General features: G+C 56.4%; 17 protein-coding genes. 1 reads left to right on the forward strand and 16 read right to left on the reverse strand.

Features of this window, described 5'->3' with window-relative positions; all coding sequences use genetic code 11:
* Window positions 1-3 precede the first annotated feature (3 nt).
* The 12 genes from CBW65_RS19270 to CBW65_RS19320 form a co-directional block, all read right to left on the reverse strand.
* Window positions 4-1,512, reverse strand: coding sequence for a protein O-GlcNAcase (locus CBW65_RS19270; RefSeq protein ID WP_087458225.1), 1,509 nt, complete (start codon window positions 1,510-1,512; stop codon window positions 4-6).
* Window positions 1,513-1,647: 135 nt separating this feature from the next.
* Window positions 1,648-3,594 carry a SpoIID/LytB domain-containing protein gene (locus CBW65_RS19275; protein ID WP_087458226.1) on the reverse strand — a complete coding sequence of 649 codons (1,947 nt, stop codon included), beginning with the start codon at window positions 3,592-3,594 and terminating at the stop codon, window positions 1,648-1,650.
* 129 nt (window positions 3,595-3,723) lie between these two features.
* Window positions 3,724-3,885, reverse strand: coding sequence for a hypothetical protein (locus tag CBW65_RS24360; protein ID WP_157722067.1), 162 nt, complete (start codon window positions 3,883-3,885; stop codon window positions 3,724-3,726).
* Window positions 3,886-4,152: 267 nt separating this feature from the next.
* Complete coding sequence (locus tag CBW65_RS19280; RefSeq protein WP_157722068.1) at window positions 4,153-4,698, reverse strand: GNAT family N-acetyltransferase; 546 nt, start codon at window positions 4,696-4,698, stop codon at window positions 4,153-4,155.
* 71 nt (window positions 4,699-4,769) lie between these two features.
* Window positions 4,770-5,267, reverse strand: coding sequence for a helix-turn-helix transcriptional regulator (locus CBW65_RS19285; protein ID WP_232463372.1), 498 nt, complete (start codon window positions 5,265-5,267; stop codon window positions 4,770-4,772).
* Window positions 5,268-5,705: 438 nt separating this feature from the next.
* Entirely contained in the window at window positions 5,706-6,680 is a 975-nt protein-coding gene (locus CBW65_RS19290) for an extracellular catalytic domain type 1 short-chain-length polyhydroxyalkanoate depolymerase (protein ID WP_087459300.1), read from the reverse strand.
* Between the two features lie 60 nt (window positions 6,681-6,740).
* Window positions 6,741-7,508 carry an alpha/beta fold hydrolase gene (locus tag CBW65_RS19295; protein WP_087458228.1) on the reverse strand — a complete coding sequence of 256 codons (768 nt, stop codon included), beginning with the start codon at window positions 7,506-7,508 and terminating at the stop codon, window positions 6,741-6,743.
* Between the two features lie 12 nt (window positions 7,509-7,520).
* Window positions 7,521-8,474, reverse strand: coding sequence for a branched-chain amino acid ABC transporter permease (locus tag CBW65_RS19300; RefSeq protein ID WP_087458229.1), 954 nt, complete (start codon window positions 8,472-8,474; stop codon window positions 7,521-7,523).
* Window positions 8,475-8,479: 5 nt separating this feature from the next.
* Window positions 8,480-9,340 carry a branched-chain amino acid ABC transporter permease gene (locus tag CBW65_RS19305; protein ID WP_087458230.1) on the reverse strand — a complete coding sequence of 287 codons (861 nt, stop codon included), beginning with the start codon at window positions 9,338-9,340 and terminating at the stop codon, window positions 8,480-8,482.
* Between the two features lie 4 nt (window positions 9,341-9,344).
* Window positions 9,345-10,070, reverse strand: a complete 726-nt coding sequence (locus tag CBW65_RS19310; RefSeq protein ID WP_087458231.1) for an ABC transporter ATP-binding protein — start codon at window positions 10,068-10,070, stop codon at window positions 9,345-9,347.
* On the reverse strand, window positions 10,048-10,821 hold the full coding sequence (locus CBW65_RS19315; protein ID WP_087458232.1) for an ABC transporter ATP-binding protein: 774 nt from the start codon (window positions 10,819-10,821) through the stop codon (window positions 10,048-10,050). The genes CBW65_RS19310 and CBW65_RS19315 overlap by 23 nt, the downstream gene beginning before the upstream one ends.
* A gap of 50 nt (window positions 10,822-10,871) precedes the next feature.
* Window positions 10,872-12,089 carry a substrate-binding domain-containing protein gene (locus CBW65_RS19320; protein ID WP_087458233.1) on the reverse strand — a complete coding sequence of 406 codons (1,218 nt, stop codon included), beginning with the start codon at window positions 12,087-12,089 and terminating at the stop codon, window positions 10,872-10,874.
* Between the two features lie 244 nt (window positions 12,090-12,333).
* On the opposite strand from CBW65_RS19320, the gene CBW65_RS19325 reads away from it, so the two are divergent.
* Window positions 12,334-13,692 (forward strand): sodium-dependent transporter, encoded by a 1,359-nt coding sequence (locus CBW65_RS19325; RefSeq protein WP_408646510.1) that lies wholly within the window; start codon window positions 12,334-12,336, stop codon window positions 13,690-13,692.
* A gap of 61 nt (window positions 13,693-13,753) precedes the next feature.
* Here CBW65_RS19325 and clpP read toward each other — a convergent pair whose 3' ends face one another.
* From clpP to CBW65_RS19345, 4 genes are all read right to left on the reverse strand, one after another.
* A complete protein-coding gene (clpP, locus tag CBW65_RS19330; RefSeq protein ID WP_087458235.1) occupies window positions 13,754-14,335 on the reverse strand; it encodes an ATP-dependent Clp endopeptidase proteolytic subunit ClpP in 582 nt (193 codons plus the stop codon).
* Between the two features lie 37 nt (window positions 14,336-14,372).
* A complete protein-coding gene (locus CBW65_RS19335) occupies window positions 14,373-14,609 on the reverse strand; it encodes a hypothetical protein (RefSeq protein WP_087458236.1) in 237 nt (78 codons plus the stop codon).
* Complete coding sequence (locus CBW65_RS19340; protein ID WP_087458237.1) at window positions 14,606-15,205, reverse strand: winged helix-turn-helix domain-containing protein; 600 nt, start codon at window positions 15,203-15,205, stop codon at window positions 14,606-14,608. The genes CBW65_RS19335 and CBW65_RS19340 overlap by 4 nt, the downstream gene beginning before the upstream one ends.
* Before the next feature lie 122 nt (window positions 15,206-15,327).
* Complete coding sequence (locus CBW65_RS19345) at window positions 15,328-16,341, reverse strand: 3-oxoacyl-ACP synthase (protein WP_087458238.1); 1,014 nt, start codon at window positions 16,339-16,341, stop codon at window positions 15,328-15,330.
* Window positions 16,342-16,347 lie beyond the last annotated feature (6 nt).

Below are 16,347 nucleotides of genomic sequence, written 5' to 3' on the forward strand. Positions count from 1 at the left end.
AATTTACTGTTTCTGCAAGGACAAGTCCACAAACGTCAAGATTTCTTCGCCGATCTTGTACGGCTCCCCTTTGAGCTTGTTCAGTTCTGCCTGTGTTTGTTTGGTCAGTTTGGCCCGCTCTGCAGACCCGGGCGCCGCCGCCAGCATCTGCAAGGTCAACAAGCCCAGTTCCCCTTCGCGGCTCAGCTTCATCAGCCACGGGTCGATCTCTTTGAGCAGCTGTTTGTTGGTCGTGCTCTGCATCAGCGCGCCGCGCAGGCCTTTCAGTTCCTCAAACTCTTTTTTCAGACGCGCTTCGTCCTCGATATCGACCAGCGCCTTAAACTTCGGATTCCACACGTCCTCTTCGAACATCGAACGGCGGGAGTAATCGGCAAACTTGTTGAACAGCCCTCCGTCCGCCACGCCTTGGAGCTGGGATAGGCCTTCGACATACGCTTTCTCCGGGTCATACGCAGCCGGACTTTGCAGATATTTCGAGATCGAATACAAAGCCGGCTTCGACGATTCCGGCTGCACCATCGGGTTGGCGAGCAGACCGGAGACATGCTTATGCAAGTCTTCAGAACGCGCCTCCAGAGGGCCGAAAAAGAGCTGCGGCTCATTTGCGATCGCATAGGTAAAATCGTTAACCGGATAGTTATCCCAGATCAACGGCTTGCGTCCGAGCAACTGCGCAACTTTGTCGGCGTCGGCCGAGTCGATTTTTTTGGAAAGAATCTCCGGGCCGGTCCAGATCACCTGGATCGACGGATCGAGCTGTTCACGCAGCGTCTGCCAATAGGGATCGTCCTTGACCCCCCAGTAGCGCGTCGGGGCAAACCACAGCTCGAAGCCGGGGTCCTTTTTCTTCCCTTCGGCCAGCAGGTTGTTGGCCAGCTGCATGTGCGCTTCCGCATAGTTGGTGCCGTAGATGCCTTTGTCTTTGTCCTTCAGCTCTTCCTGCACATCGTCAAAAGACAGCATGAGCGTCTTCACGCCCATCTCTTGCAGCTGCGCGATCTTGGCGGACAAGCGTTTGCGGTCTTCCTCGGAGGAGAACAGGATCGCTTTTTCATACATCTCGGTTGTGGTTGGCTTGTTCGGCAGCGCCAGCGGGATGCCCGGCGAGATCGAATAGACAAAACGCAGTCGCCCCGCCTCCGCCTTTTGAATCAACTCGCGCATCTTCCCCGCCTGCTGCTCCGGGTATGGCAACGCCCAGTCAACGCGCTGGTACGGATCGTCTTTCGGCGCGTAGACGTATGTATTGTAAAGGTTGCGCGACATAAACTCGAACATCGCAAGCCGCTGCTCATGCGTCCAAGGCGCACCGTAAAACCCTTCGATCACGCCGCGAATGGCGAACGACTCTGCTGTTTGCTGCTCTTTTTGCTGCTGTTGTAACGGTTCGGCCGTCGCTTGTTTCGGGTGCTGCACCGCTTGCTGCTCCGGAGGCTGTGAAAAATAAAGCACTCCGCCTGCACCAAGCACTGCCGCAAATACGCCGGCCCAGATCACCGTTCGTTTCATCCAATCGACTCCTTCCCCATTTCCACCCAATTTTCCAATATCATTTCTACCTTAACAAGAAACATTCAAAAGCACCACCCAAAATTCGGGTGGTGCCTGTTTTTTCTGAATCTTTTTGCGGTTTTTTTCTTGCGCTTAGTACGCCTGCACCAGTTCCATGCCGTTGTAGTACGCGTTGAGAATCTGGTCGTACGACCAGCCGGACAGACCCAGCATCGAAGCGCCGTATTGGCTCATGCCGACGCCGTGGCCGTTGCCGCCGCCGAAGAAAGTGACAGACGAAACGGTGCCGTTTGCATCGCGCGCAATGTCAAAGGTCGCAAACGCCGACGGAAGGATCGTGTAATTTTTCAGCGTGTAGCCGAGATCGTATGCGGTCGAGCCGCCTTTTGCCCGGTACAGCGAGACGTCTTGGCCCAGCGTGAAGGTTTTGCTCGGACGGATCGTAAAGCGGATGTTGTACTCTTTGACGATCTTGTAGGTGCCGGTCGTGCCTTCGACAACCAGTTCCATCATGTTGCCGCCTTGGCCGCGCTTGGCAACGTACAGGTTTTTCAGCTGGCCGATGCCGGTGGCCGGGATCGCTTTTTGGACAAAATTGCCCGCAGCGTCTTTCGTCAAAATGAACGCCGGATCTGCCGCGTAACGGCCGGCGAGGTTTTGGTTGATCGTGTTTTCCAGCTCCAGCTTGGAGAAGCCGACTTTCCAGCGGAAATAGTAGGACGCAGAATCATAACCGTTTAAGGTCAAGTCCTTATAGAAGGTGTTCAGCGCCGCTTCATCTTGGGTGTTGATGTTGTAGATCTTCGAGCTGTCGGTCGGATCATACGTGAAAGAGCGAGCCGACAGATACGGGATCGGAACGCCCGGGTAGATGTTGCCTGCGTCCGACCACACTTCGTGTTTCGCCGCGCCATAGCCGCCCGAGGTGGAGTAGTAACGAGCATCGACCAGCGTGCCGTTTTCCTCCATGATCATGCCGGCCGTCGCGTTGACCGCCTGGGTGTGCAGCGGGCTCTCCGCGCTATTGTTGTAAACTTGGCTCAACGTTGAGTCATCGACGTGGAAGCCACGCTTCGCATAGCGGTTGGAGAAGTAGTCGCTCATCGCATAGGTGCGGGCGGCGACGCTTTGCGCTTTCAACGCTTCCAGGCCAAACGATGCCGGCATTTCGCTTGGTACCACTTGGTACAGGTACTGCTCCATGTTAACTTCGTTGATCAGGTTCAGCTTGCCTGCCGCTGCCGCCGGCGTGATTTCGAACGTGCCGCGGTAGTTCGGGTTGCCGTATGCGCGCTTAAACGTGGTGATCTGCACCGTCGAAGCGTCGCTGACCGGTTCGACGTACAGACGGCTGGTCGAGGTGTGCAGTTCGACGCCGCCCACCGTTGCTTTCACCCCGGTCGCCGTTTGCACAAACGTGACCACAGCGTTTGGCGCTACATCAAAGGTCTGGCCGGCTTTCTTGTCGACCACTTTCAGACCGTCTCCCGAACGGAAGTCGAGCTGCGTGTGATCAAGCGAAGCAAAGCCGTTGGTCATGATCCCGACACGCATCGTATCGGTCGGCGTGATGCCGTCGATGACGATCAGATCGACTTGACCCAGTTCATTAAAGAAAACGTTTACATTCTCCGCCCCGACAAACACGTCGTTCAGCGATTTTTGAACCGACTGACCGTTCAGCGACTGGTACACTTGGTAGCCGTTCGCCAATTGCACGGTGCCGGACAGTTCCAGGTCCAGCGTTTTGCCGGTCGTGTCTTTGGACATGATCTTTTCGTTCACGCTCTGCACGGCCACCGTGTCGCGGAAATCGACGATGCGGTCCTGCTGGGCTTTAAACGAAACAAACGAGCCCGGCTGTGCGGCAAACGATTTGTTGTGCGTGTAGAACGTCTGAACTTTGCCGCCCACGATCATCTGATACGTGACAGCGCTGCCCTCTTCGGTTGCGCTCAGCACGTACGCTTTGGAAATGCCATCCATCGCTTTGTTGTCGTCCTGTGCCAGGACCGGTGCGCTCATGACGGTCGACAGCGAAAGCGCCACCGCCACGGCGAGACTTGCAAACTTGCGCATGAAATACCCCTCCTTTTCTCTCCCACCAACTGGTGGTATATACCACTTCGCGCCTTTTGCCTGTAAATCCTCTTTGGTTTGATTCTCGTATAAGTAAAAAATAAAAAAGAGCCCTGCTCTCGCAAGGCTCTACGCAGTTTCGCGTCTCGGGCGCCATTGGACGACCCATCCATCGTTGACCGCTTCCGGCTGTCTGGTTTCGTACCCGAGAGCTTCCAGAATGCCAACGTATTTTTCAACCTGATCGAGCTTAGGCATCGCCATGCTCACAAACCATTCCGCAACATTCACTCTCGAACGCCTCCTTGACCTTATATGTAAACAAGCACACTCTGCAGAATCAATTGTATTCAAGCTGCCGTTATATGGTTCGAGGCACCCGCCTCGTTTTGTGATGGTTTAGGCTTGTCCGAATTTTCGACTTATTATGACTGTATTTTTCGACAGCATGAGCCTTTTTTTCGCAGCTCTAGCAATTTGACTCTAATTTAATAGACGCAGGATCTGAGTGAAAGGTTACAACGTTGACAAAAAAAGAAGAAGCCCGGCGGCTTCTTCCTACTCGTTCGTTCGATTCCAGTGCGGATTGACGATCGCAAAATGCACGCAGTCACGCCACTCCTGGTTCAGCCATATGTACTTTTCGGAGCGCCCGACATATTGAAACCCCAGCCGCAGCACCGCCATCTGGGCCGGGACATTGGTGGTTAAGGTTGACGCTTCGATCCGATGCAGCCGATGCGTGTCAAATCCTTCCCGCACCAGCAGGCGCAGCGCTTTGCTGGCGATCCCGTGTCCGGCGTGACAGCGGCTTAAATGACAGCCGATCTCCGCCTTCTGACGCGGCCCGCGCATGATGTCATACAAGTGGCAGCGCCCGGCCAAATCCCCATTGCAGTTGCGGATCAGGTAGGAGAACCGCTCTCCCGTTTTGTTCGCCGCCAACTGCTTCTCAAACAGCTCGCGCAGCTTTTGCGGATGGTAAAACAGGTCATCATCCCGCCCCGGAACCGTCTTGCGCAAAAACTCGCGGTTATTTATTTCAAACTCGATCACTTCTTCATAATCCGCTTCTGTGATCAGTTGGATCTCGATGTCTGACACGGAACTTCCTCCATTCAACCCAGCAAATCTACACCGTTCGACAAAAATACGACCTGAAAAAAAGGCCTCCGTTAGAGGCCTTCCTGCGCACCGCCATCTTCTGCCAGCTCACGCAAACGCTTGTGCGCTTCCGAGGGGTCCATGCTGTAGTAGTGCAAAAAATGATCCTCGTCGATGATCCGGAAGTGTCCGGTCAGCACATGCTTTTGCAGGCAAAATCCGCCTGAGCGCTGCATCTCCGTCCACCATACTTTGCCGCCCATCGTCTTGTACCATGCGCCGGAACGGCGTTTTCCGGAGACCAGATCGAGGATTTCCAAAACCGATTCCCCGAACATCGCCTGCACGATCTCGCTTTTGCGAAACAGCACCGCCGTTAAGCCTGCCGCCGTGAATCCGAGCGTCTGGCGGCCCTTTTCCACCTGCACCAGCGTTTTTTTCGAAATGCCGATCAGCTCGGCCATCTTGTCTTGCGTCAGATCCAGATCTGCCCGAATCAGGCGCAGCTTGTCCGACACCATCTTGTCGAACTGTTCGCGGCTAAATCCTTGTTCGGTCCCCTGCTCCACTGCGTCCGACCACCTTGTCGTATTTGTGTAATTTTACACTACACAAAGGGGCTGGTTTTGTCAAACGCCATAAAAACGCTCCCTGCCATCAGACAGGGAGCGTTAGAAAAGCTCGTCAGCACTGCGAGCCGGGAATGCTCTCATCGTAAATCGAAAAGCCGTCATCCTGATCATAGTCGATCACGAGGTCCTGTACCAGCGACGACGTTTTCGAGCCAAACAAAAACAGGATGCCTTCTTCTTCTACCTGGGTATCGCGCGGAGCCGGCTCATCCAGAGCCAGTTTATAGGTTGGGCCGCCTCAGCCCGGCAGCACATAGATGCGCGCGCCATGGTTCTCTTTGCCCGCTTCCTGCTGGAGCTCTTTGATCCGCTCCACGGCGGCCATACTGATGTCGATCGAAATCATCTTCCTCACCTCAACACCAGTGTAGCACATCAATGCGCACTGAAGAAATCCCACATCACCCGCGAAGCATCCGGGCCGTAGGGATCGGTGTACGAACCGGCCGTGGAACCGCCCGACCAGGCGTGCTCCAGCCCGCTTACTTTATAGTAGTGAATCAGCGAACTTCCGCTTCCGTCGTTGTAGACGTATTTCGTATAGCTGCGGCCGTTCACCGTGCCGCTCGTGGTCAGCTCGGCCGTATTGTTCACCGAGCCGTTGTCCGAACCGTCATCGACGAGGTCGTTTGTCTGCGCCCACTGAGTAATCACCTGTGCGGCGTTGATGAGCTCGACTGTGGTGTCGCTCGTGCCGTGGAACACGATCACCGGCATGCGGCGCTTGTAGCTCCCCATCTCATAATAGGCGTCTCGCCCGGCTGTGTTCGGATCGATCCCGCCGTATGACATCGCGGAGATCCCGCCCGCCGCCGTGTTGGCAGCGTTGTATTCCACGCCTGCGCTCACGCCAACTGCGCGAAACACATCCGGATAGGTCGCCCCCATGATCACGCTCATGCCCGCCCCGGCCGACAACCCGGCCACATAGACGCGGGAGCTGTCGATGCTGTACTTCGCCTTCACCGCATCGACCATTCCTTTGATGATCGCAGGCTCGCCGCTGCCCCGGTGCTGGTTGTAGTCATAAAACCAATTCCAGCAAGCGTTCGGATTGGCGTACACGTTCATCTCCGGGTACAGCACGATAAACTTCTTCTCTTCGGCCAGCGCATTCATCCGCGTCCCGGCGGCAAAGTCGTTCGGATTTTGCAGACAGCCGTGCAGCATCACCATCAGCGGCACTTTCGTCCCGGCCGTGTAAGTGCCCGGCACATAGACCTTGTAGTAGAAGTTGCTTCCATAATAGTACGAAGTAAAAGTCCCGGCTGCTTCTGTGACCGGCAGATAAGCGGTCATGAAAATCAGGGTCAGCGCCGCCAGCACCAGCTGTTTGATGATCTGTCTCATCTTCCCCAAGTCAATCCCCCCCTTATGGGGTTACTGTATCAGGGAAGAGTTACTCGTCAGTTACCCGGCAAACCGCACGATGTCCTGCAGCAGCCGCTCCGGCGCTTCGACATTTGGCGAGTGTCCGACGTGCTCATACAACACCAGTTCGCTGCCCGGAATTCCTTCGTGCGTCCGCTCCATCATGTCCTGGGTGATCAGCGAGTCGAGCTGCCCGTAGACGATCATGGTCCGCACATGACCCCGCCCCAGCTGTTCGCGATAATCGGCCTCACCAAGCGATGTGTAGTTCGGCACCGCCGTCTGGGCAGCGATCATCGCATCCTCGACCAGCAGTTCGAAAAATTCGCCTTGAGCAGCGGTCGGCACCACGGCGGCCAGCGACATCTTCATTAAGTTGCGGTCGCTGACCATCTGCTCGATCAACGGCTTGCGTTCATCTGGCGTGACCAGCCCGTCGATCGGGGCTGAGTTGAGCAGCAGCATCCCGTCGACCAGCTCCGGCGCGTTCGCCGCGATGTCCATCGCCACCGAACCGCCCAGCGAATGGCCGACCAACACGACTTGCTCATGTCCAAGATGCTTCAGCAAAGCGCGCAGATCGGCGCTGTACTGCTTGATGTTGTTGCCTTTTCCGCCATCGCCCGCGCTTTGCCCGCAGCCGCGCAGGTCGGCGCGCACCACCGTATAACGCTCGGCCAGCGGCGCCATCAGATGCTCCCACCAGCGGCTCGAAGCGACGTTGCCGTGAATCAGCAAAATCACCTTGCTCCCAACGCCTGCCTGTTCATAATACAGATCGATTCCATTAATAGGTACGTGCGGCATGATCCTTCCCCCTTACGATCGCATCCATTTGTCTTTGATCGTGCCGAGAATCCCTTTGGGGAAAAACATCACGATCGCGATATAAACCAGTCCAAAGAACAACAGCCAGCGCTCAAAGATCGGATGCACCGAAGACAATGACGACAGCCATTCGTGAGCAAACGTAACAACACCGGCGCCAAAGATCGCGCCGACCAGCGTCCCGGTGCCGCCGACGATCGTCATCAAGAGCGCGTCGATCGTGCGGTCAAGGCCCAGCACCGAAGTGTTGATATAGCGCTGAAACACCGCCCACATCCCGCCGGCCAGCGACGCGACGATGCCGGAGATGACCAGCGAGACGATCTTGTATTTCACCACGTCGTAGCCCAGCGACTCCACGCGGTGTTCATTTTCCCGGATCGCCTGCAAGGTGCGCCCCAGCGGTGAATCGACCACGCGCCGCAAGAACAGATACATCACGAGCAGGAAGACCAGCGCGAAGTAGTAAAAGGCGATCCGCTCGCGGAAGATCGCCGGCACCGGAATGTAGGTGATCCCGTCATTGCCGCCGGTCAGAGAGCTCCATTTTTCCGAAACGATGAAAAACAGCTCGGCCAACGCCAGCGTGATCATCGAAAAATAGACATCTTTCACCCGCAACGACACGGCACCGATCAAAATGCCGATCAGCACGGCGATCGCCACCCCCAAGAGCAGCGCCACGACCAGCAGATTCGGCTCTTTGGTCCTGGAGAGCATGATCCCGACCGAATACGCCCCCGTGCCAAAGAAAATCGCATGTCCAAACGAAACGATGCCCGTGTAGCCAAGCAGCAAGTCATAGCTCATCGCATACACCGCCAAAATAAAGACCGAGATCAGCAGCGACAGCAAGAATCGGGACTCGGTGACAAACGGCAGCACGGCGAGCACCGCAAACAAGACGGTCAACAGCAGCTTATTGTTCAAAATTCGCGCTCGCACCCCGCTCACCTCCGCACTCCGAATATTCCTTCAGGTTTTAAGATCAACACGAGCGCCATCAGCGCCACATTCACGGCGACCGCCGCATCCGGCACGTAAAACGCCATAAACGTCTGCAGCACGCCGATCAGCAGACTGCCAACAGCAGCCCCGGCAAAGTTGCCAATCCCGCCGATGACGATGACGATAAAAGCGGCCAACTGGTTCTGCATGCCGAGCTCCGGGAACACCGAGCCAAACGACGGCCCGGCCATCACGCCGCCAAACGCGGCCAGCCCCGCTCCCAGCGCAAACACCATCGTAAACGCTTTTTTGACGTCGATGCCCAGCGCCTGCACCATCTCCGGGTTCTGCACCCCGGCGCGGATGATCAAGCCGTATTTGGTGCGGGTGAGCAGCAAGTGCACCCCAAGCAGCACAAGCAGGCCCACACCGATCGTGAAGAAGCGGTAGATTGGGAACGCGTGCTCCATAATGGTGACCACGCCTTGCAATAGCTCCGGCTTGTCAAATCCTAAAATGTTCGGGCCCCAGACGATCTTGACCCCTTCGGTCAAAACGATCATCAGGCCCAAGGTCAGCAAAATCTGCGCCACATGATTGCCGTAAAAAGGACGAATAAACAACCGTTCCATCAGCCACCCGAGCACGATGCCGCCCAAGGTGCCGCCCAGCAGCGCCAGGATGAAACTGCCGGTCGCGCCATACACCGTCCACCCGAGATACGCGCCCCAGATAAAAATCGCTCCGTGCGCAAAGTTCAACACGCCCATCAGGCCGAAGATCAGCGACAGCCCGACGGCGATCAGGAAGATCAACATGCCCAAGGCAATTCCGTTTAACAACAGATTGAGAATCAGCGACACAAGGTTACCCCCTTTCCGACCGCAAACCGATGCCGAGATACTTTTGCTTGATCAATTCGTCCCCCTGCAGCTCTTGCATCGTGCCCTGATAGACGGTGCGTCCGTCATCGAGCAGAAACACGTCGTCGCCGACACCGCTTGCCATGATGAAATTCTGTTCGACCAGCACGATTGTCGTGCGCTTTTTCAGCTCAAGAAGTGCTTCCATCACCTTCTCCACGACAATTGGAGCCAGCCCTTTGCTTGGCTCGTCAATCAAGAGCAGTTTGTTGTCGTTGACGAACGCCCGCGCGATCGCCAACATCTGCTTCTGCCCGCCGGACAGGTTGCCGCCTTTGCGTTTCCAGGCGATCCCGAGATCGGGGAACAGTTCCAGCACGACGTCCTGACGCTCCCTGGTCGCATCGTCTCGTTTTCGAATCGCCAGCTTTAGATTCTCTTCCACCGTCAGATCGGAAAAAATACCCTGGTCCTCCGGCACATAGCCAATGCCTTTCAGCGCCGTGTGGTGCGGAGCCAGCCCCTGAATCTCTTCTCCTTGAAAGATCACTTTGCCGCTTTTCGGCGGGGTCAGGCCCATGATCGTGCGCAAGGTCGTCGTTTTGCCTGCACCGTTGCGCCCGAGGATCACCGTGACGCCGCCGGCCTTGACATCGAGCTCGACGCCTTGCAGAATGTGGTACTGGCCGATATACGTCTGCAATGCTTCAACTTTTAATAGCGTCGTCATAGAGCCCTCCCAGATACGCGGACTGCACCAAGTCGTTGTTCATGATCTCCTCTGGCGTGCCGTCGGCGAGCAGCTTGCCATTGAACAGCACGGCCAACTCATCCGACAGGTCGAGCACCATGTCGATCTTGTGCTCGATCAGCAGGATCGTCTGCCCGCCCGCCGCCTTCAGTTCGCGGATCACCTCGATGATCGCCGGCACTTCCTCCAGTGACATCCCGGCGGTCGGCTCGTCGAGCAGGAGCAGTTCCGGCTCCAAGGCCAGCAAGATCGCGATCTCCAGTTTCCGTTTGTCGCCGTGCGACAAGTTTTTCGCCAGTTTGTCCGCCTGGCTGTCCAGATGCACTTTTTTCAGCAGTTCGTGCGCCTGTTGCTCCAAAGCGGAGAACTTGCGGTAGTGGGAGAAGAGGCGGAAACTGACGCCGCTCACCGCTTGGGCGGCCATGCGGACATTTTCCAGCACCGTCAGGCTCGGCAGCACGTTGGTGATCTGGAACGACCGCCCGATGCCCATGCGCGCCCGCGCGGCGACCCCTTTCCCAGTCAGGTCTGTTCCTTTAAAGAACACAGCGCCGCGCGTCGCCTTCAACTGTCCGCTGATCAGATTAAAAAATGTGGTTTTGCCGGCTCCGTTCGGGCCGATAATCGATTTGAAAGTTCCGGGCTTCAATTGAAAATCCACATCGCTTACGGCGACATGGCCGCCAAATTGAATCGTCAGCCCTTGGGTTGTCAGCAAATGATCTGCCATACGCCACCTCCGTGTGAAAAGTGCCCTGCTGGTCGGCAGGGCACCTCGAATTAATTTTGGATCGGCGGAGCGGTGTCTTCGCCGCTCAGCTCCTGTACCAGCACCGGCACGAGGTGGTCAGCGCCCGCCTGCTTCTCCAGCTTGACGATGTACATCGGCTGCAAGGCCTGATGGTCGTCTTTGCGGAAGGTGTAGTCGCCTTTCGCGCCTTTGACGGTCATGCCTTCCAGCACCGGGATCAGCTTCTCGGCATCGGTTGAATCCGTTTTCTTAATCGCTTCCACAATCGCGATGCCCGCGGTGAATCCGCCTGCGGTGAACAGATCCGGCGGTGCGTTAAACTGCTTCTGATGCTCTGCGACCAGCCATTCGTTTTCCTTGGTGCTGGACAGTCCGTAGTAGTACGCCGTCATGCCCTGCAACCCTTCGGCCGCGTCGCCCATCGCTTTGATGCCGGCGATGTCCGGAATCCCGGTGGTGATCTTCAGCTTGTCGGCGATCTTCAGCTCGTTGATCTGTTTGAACAAGGTAGCGCCGCCCGCGCCAGCCCAAGTGACGATCATCACGTCCGCGCCGGACTGGGCGGCTTTTTGCAAGTACGGGGTGAAATCTTGCGTGGTCAGCGGCGCAAACTCCTCTTGAATCACCTGTCCGCCCGATTTTTCGATCGCAGCTTTCCAAGCGGCTGCGCTCGATTTGCCAAATACATAGTCGGGCGCGAGATGGAAGAACTTCTTGCCGAGATTCTCGACCGCGTATTTCCCGCCGGTGGCAGCATCTTGGGAGAGATTGCGGCCGGTGCGGAAGATGTATTTATTGAAGTTCTTGCCAGTGATCTCGTCGGTCGCCGCCGGATCGACGATAAAAATCTTCTTATATTCTTCAGCCAGCGGCGCGATCGCCAGTGCGACTGCCGAGTTGGCCGAACCTTGCAGGATGTCGACATTGTCTTCTTCCAGCAGCTTGCGCGCCTTCTTGATCCCTTCGTCCGGCTTGCCCGCATCATCTTCGACCAGCACTTCAATCTTGCGTCCATCAATCTCGTTTTTGCCGTCGGTCGCATATTGGATGCCGAGCTTCAGACCGTTGATCTCCTGCCAGCCGTACGCTTCCAGCGCGCCCGATTTCGATGTGACGACACCGATCTTGATCGGCTCTTTGCTTGCGGACTCCCCGCTCTCTGTTTCTGTCGAACCGCATGCGGTCAACAGCATCGACATAGAAAGCACCGAGACCAGCCCGAGCTTCTGCCATCTCTTTTTCTGCATGATGGTACCCCCTCGTATAATTTCGAAAAGTTGTAAATATTCTATCCTGAGAGCGTTACACAAGAGTTACAAATCTTGCAGACGAGCGAGGTGAGCCTTTCGCACTATTTTTCGAGCCTACTAAATAATTGTTTGACAACTCGAACTCTTTTTCGTACAATTCTAAAGTAATATTGTTCGTGCCTGAATAGTATTTTGTCAGGCATAAACAATGGTTTTAGTCTTTATTCGGGAGGGAAAATGTGTGAAAATTGAAACAAATCAGAACTCACTCCAACTTGAACCAAAAGCATCTGACAGCTTTACATCCACCGGCTTCATTTTAGCGGCGATTGGTTCCTCGGTTGGTCTCGGGAACATGTGGAAGTTCCCGTACATCACCGGCATGTACGGCGGTGCTGCTTTCTTCCTCATCTTTATCCTGTGTCTCGCACTGGTCGGTCTGCCGATCCTGTTGGCCGAGATGGTCATCGGTCGCGGCGGTCGCGGCAACGCAGTATCTTCTTTTCATAACCTGAGCAAAACCAAATGGTGGGGCTACTTCGGCTTCCTTTCCGTATTATCCGCATTTGCAATCATGGGTTTTTATGCAGTAGTAGCAGGCTGGACCATGAACTACGCGTTTACATCGCTGACCGGCAATCTCTTTGAGAATCCGGACTACACCGCAAGCTTCCTGTCCTTTGCAGGCGGCAACATGCCGATCTTCTGGACGATCATCACCTTGATCATCACTTGCTGGGTTGTCGCGAAAGGCGTCGCTGGCGGTATCGAGAAGTTTAACAAAGTGCTGATCCCGGGCCTGGCTGTGATTCTGGTCATCCTGATGATCCGCGCGCTGACCCTGCCGGGCGCAGGCGAAGGCGTTGAATTCTTCCTGATGCCCGACTTCAGCAAGCTGACCGCCGAATCGGCGCTTGTCGCTCTCGGTCACGCATTCTTCTCGCTGTCGCTCGGTATGGGCGCAATGCTTACGTACGGCGCTTACACCTCCAAGAAACAATCGCTGGGCAAAGCTGCGGCAGCAGTAGCAGGCGGCGACTTGCTGTACGCGTTTGTTGCAGGCTTGATCATCTTCCCGACCGTCTTCTCCTACGGCATCGCGCCGGGTCAAGGCCCGGGCCTCGCCTTCATGGCGCTGCCGGCAGCATTCGCTGCAATGCCGCTGGGCAACCTGTTTGGCTTCCTGTTCTTCTTCCTGCTGTCGATCGCAGCGCTGACTTCCACCGTTTCCCTGGTTGAAGTTCCGAACGCTTACTTGATGGAACGCTTCAAGTGGAGCCGCGCGAAATCGGCAACCATCGTGACCTTGATCATCTTTGCGATCTCCATCCCGGCTTCGATGTCGATGGGCATCCTGTCTGACAACCTGCTGTTTGGCAAAACGTTCTTCGATCTCCTCGACTTCGTGGCATCGAACATCTTCCTGCCGATCGGCGGTCTGGTCGTCACCCTCTTCACCGGCTACGCGTGGAAGCGCGCAGGCGAAGAAGCAGGTCTCTCCGGCTTCTGGTACAACGCTTGGATGTTCTGCCTGAAGTACATCGCACCGATCATGGTGATCGTGATCTTCCTGTACTCGATCGGTATCATCAAATTCTAATCTGGCAAAACAAAAACCACCGCGAGCTCATGCTCCGGTGGTTTTTTCTTGTTCCAAACGCTTACAGCTTCTCGATCACTTTGTCGATCAGGCCGTAGTTTTTCGCTTCTTCCGCATCCAGCCAGTGGTCGCGTTCCATGTCTTTGGCCACTTCCTCGTACGGCTTGCCGGAACGTTCGGCCAAGACTTTGGTCAAGGTGCGCTTGGTGCGCAGCATCCGCTCCAGCTGGATCTCCATGTCGGTCGCCTGCCCTTGCGCGCCGCCGTGCGGCTGGTGAATCATGATCTCCGCGTTCGGCAGCGCGATGCGCTTGCCGTCCGCCCCTGCCGCCAGCAACACCGCGCCCATCGAAGCGGCCATGCCGATGCAGATCGTCGACACATCCGGCTTGATGTACTGCATCGTGTCATAGATCGCCATCCCGGCCGAGGTGGAGCCGCCCGGCGAGTTGATGTAGAGATGGATGTCTTTGTCCGGATCATCCGCTGCGAGGAACAGGAGCTGTGCGATGATCGAGTTCGCCACATTGTCGTCGATGCCGGTGCCGAGGAAGATGATGCGGTCCTTCAGCATCCGCGAATAAATGTCATAGGAGCGCTCGCCCATGCTGGTTTGTTCCACTACGTAAGGAATCAGGTTCATGTAAAAGTACCTCCCTTTTGTTTGTGCTTGATTGGTATTACGCTGCCAGTCTTTGCACCGATGCTTTGGAGACGTCGCCAAATCCGGACGACACCCCGGTCAAACGCACCGGACGCTGCTGGTTCTGTCCGCCGACCACCCATTCCACGGCGGTCGTCTCACGCGCCCCCCGGGCAGGCATCGGGAACGGAATCACATTGCCGGTGCGCTCTGGCCGGGACTCTGCCCGTTCAAATACGACAACCGGTCTGCTCTCTGCTTGTCGTTCGCTCATTTGACATCCCCTCCTTGACCTCCGTCCGGGTAGACGGCAAGGATCACGTTGTACGCATCGTCTGCAGGATTGGGTGACTGGTATTTCGCCACCAGCTCCTGCACGAGCTGTACGTACTCCCGGACGAATTCATTGCGCTTCTCTTCCGTTTCCAGCTGCAGCTTCATCGCAAGCGTCGCGCTCGGGATCTCTTCCGCCTGATCGCTTTGCTCCATCAAGCACAGCGCATCGCGCCTGATGCGGTCGGAGATCGTGATCAGGTGGGACAGCGAGCTTTGGTCTTTGATCCGCTGCATCGCTTCCGGGTTCAAGCCAAGCAGTTCGGAGATGACAAAGGTGCGGGCGATCGACCGGTACAGCACCTCGACGAGGTTGCGCACCTGCCGGGTGCCGACGCGCCGCGCCAGCCCGACTTTTTCCAGCGCTTTGAGATGATAATTGACGCGCTGCGGCGTATCATTGATCATGCGCGCCACTTCGGCAGCCGACGCAGGCTCGGTGAGTTTCGAGAGGATCTCCGCCCGGAGCGGGTGCAGCAGCGCCGTTGCCTGCTCGGGCGATTCCACATAACAGGTCTCTTGGATCTGATGTTCCACCGATCACTCACCTCCCCTAAAAACTTTGTGCTTCGTAAAAATATATTATTACGTTATGCGGCGTTTGTCAAAATGATACAGCAAAAAAATGGGTATGCTGCCATTCACAGCATACCCATTTTTTATCCCCAGCGCACCGTGCAGGCGTCCCACGCATAGCCGATCCCGGCGCTGACCAGCACCGTCACAGCACCGGGCCGCAGCCGCCCCGAGGAGAGCCCGAGCTCCAGCGACAAGATCTGATCGCACTGCCCGATGTGTCCATACTCGGAAAGGTAATACGACTGCTCCTCTTGCAAGCCCAGTTCCCGCAGCACATACTGATGCGCCGAGCGCTTCATGTGCAGAATCGCCAGGTAGCCGAGGTCTTGTGCCGCATACCCGCTTTTCTCCAGCGAGCGGTGAATGACCTTGAGAAAGTTGTCCATCGACTTTTGCTCCAGCCGCGCCTTCATGCCTGCGGGGTCCATCACGTCGAGGTAGTTCAAACGCTGTTCAAGCGCTTCGGCGGTGATCGGATGTTTGGTGCCGCCTGCGACCACTGCGACATCTTCGGAGAAGGAGCCGTCGGTGAGGATGTGGCTTTGCAGCACCAGATTCTGCTCGTGCCCTTTTTTCAAGATCACAGCCGCGCCGCCTGCGCCGAGGTTGTACATAAAACGGGTGCGCGGGTTGGTGTAATCGATAAAATCGCCGTTGCGGTAGCCGCCCGCCAAGAGCACCGTGTTGATCTCCGGGTCGGACGTCATCATATCCTTGGCCACCTTGATCGCCAGCACCATCGTGCCGCAGCGCTGCTGGAGGTCAAAAGCAAACGCGTTGACGGCGCCGACCGCTTCCTGCAGTTTGATCCCGGCCGTCCACAAAGGATACTCTTTGTGCTCTTCACCGATATAGATCACGAGGTCGATCGTCCGGGGATCGACACCGCCCTTTTTCAGCGCTTGCTGTGCCGCCCGGATGCCCATCTGGCAGGTGTGGTCGTCGGGACCTGGCACCGGCTTTTTGGAAAAACCGAGCTTGGTCTCGATGACCTCCTGCGGAAGCCCGCTTAGCTTCGCGATCTCTTCGCTTGTCTGATACGTCTGCGGCAGATAGGTGCCGGTGCTGACAATGCCAATTGAAGGGGTATTCATCGTTCT

The organism is Tumebacillus avium (genome assembly GCF_002162355.1).
GTDB classification, from domain to species: domain Bacteria; phylum Bacillota; class Bacilli; order Tumebacillales; family Tumebacillaceae; genus Tumebacillus_A; species Tumebacillus_A avium.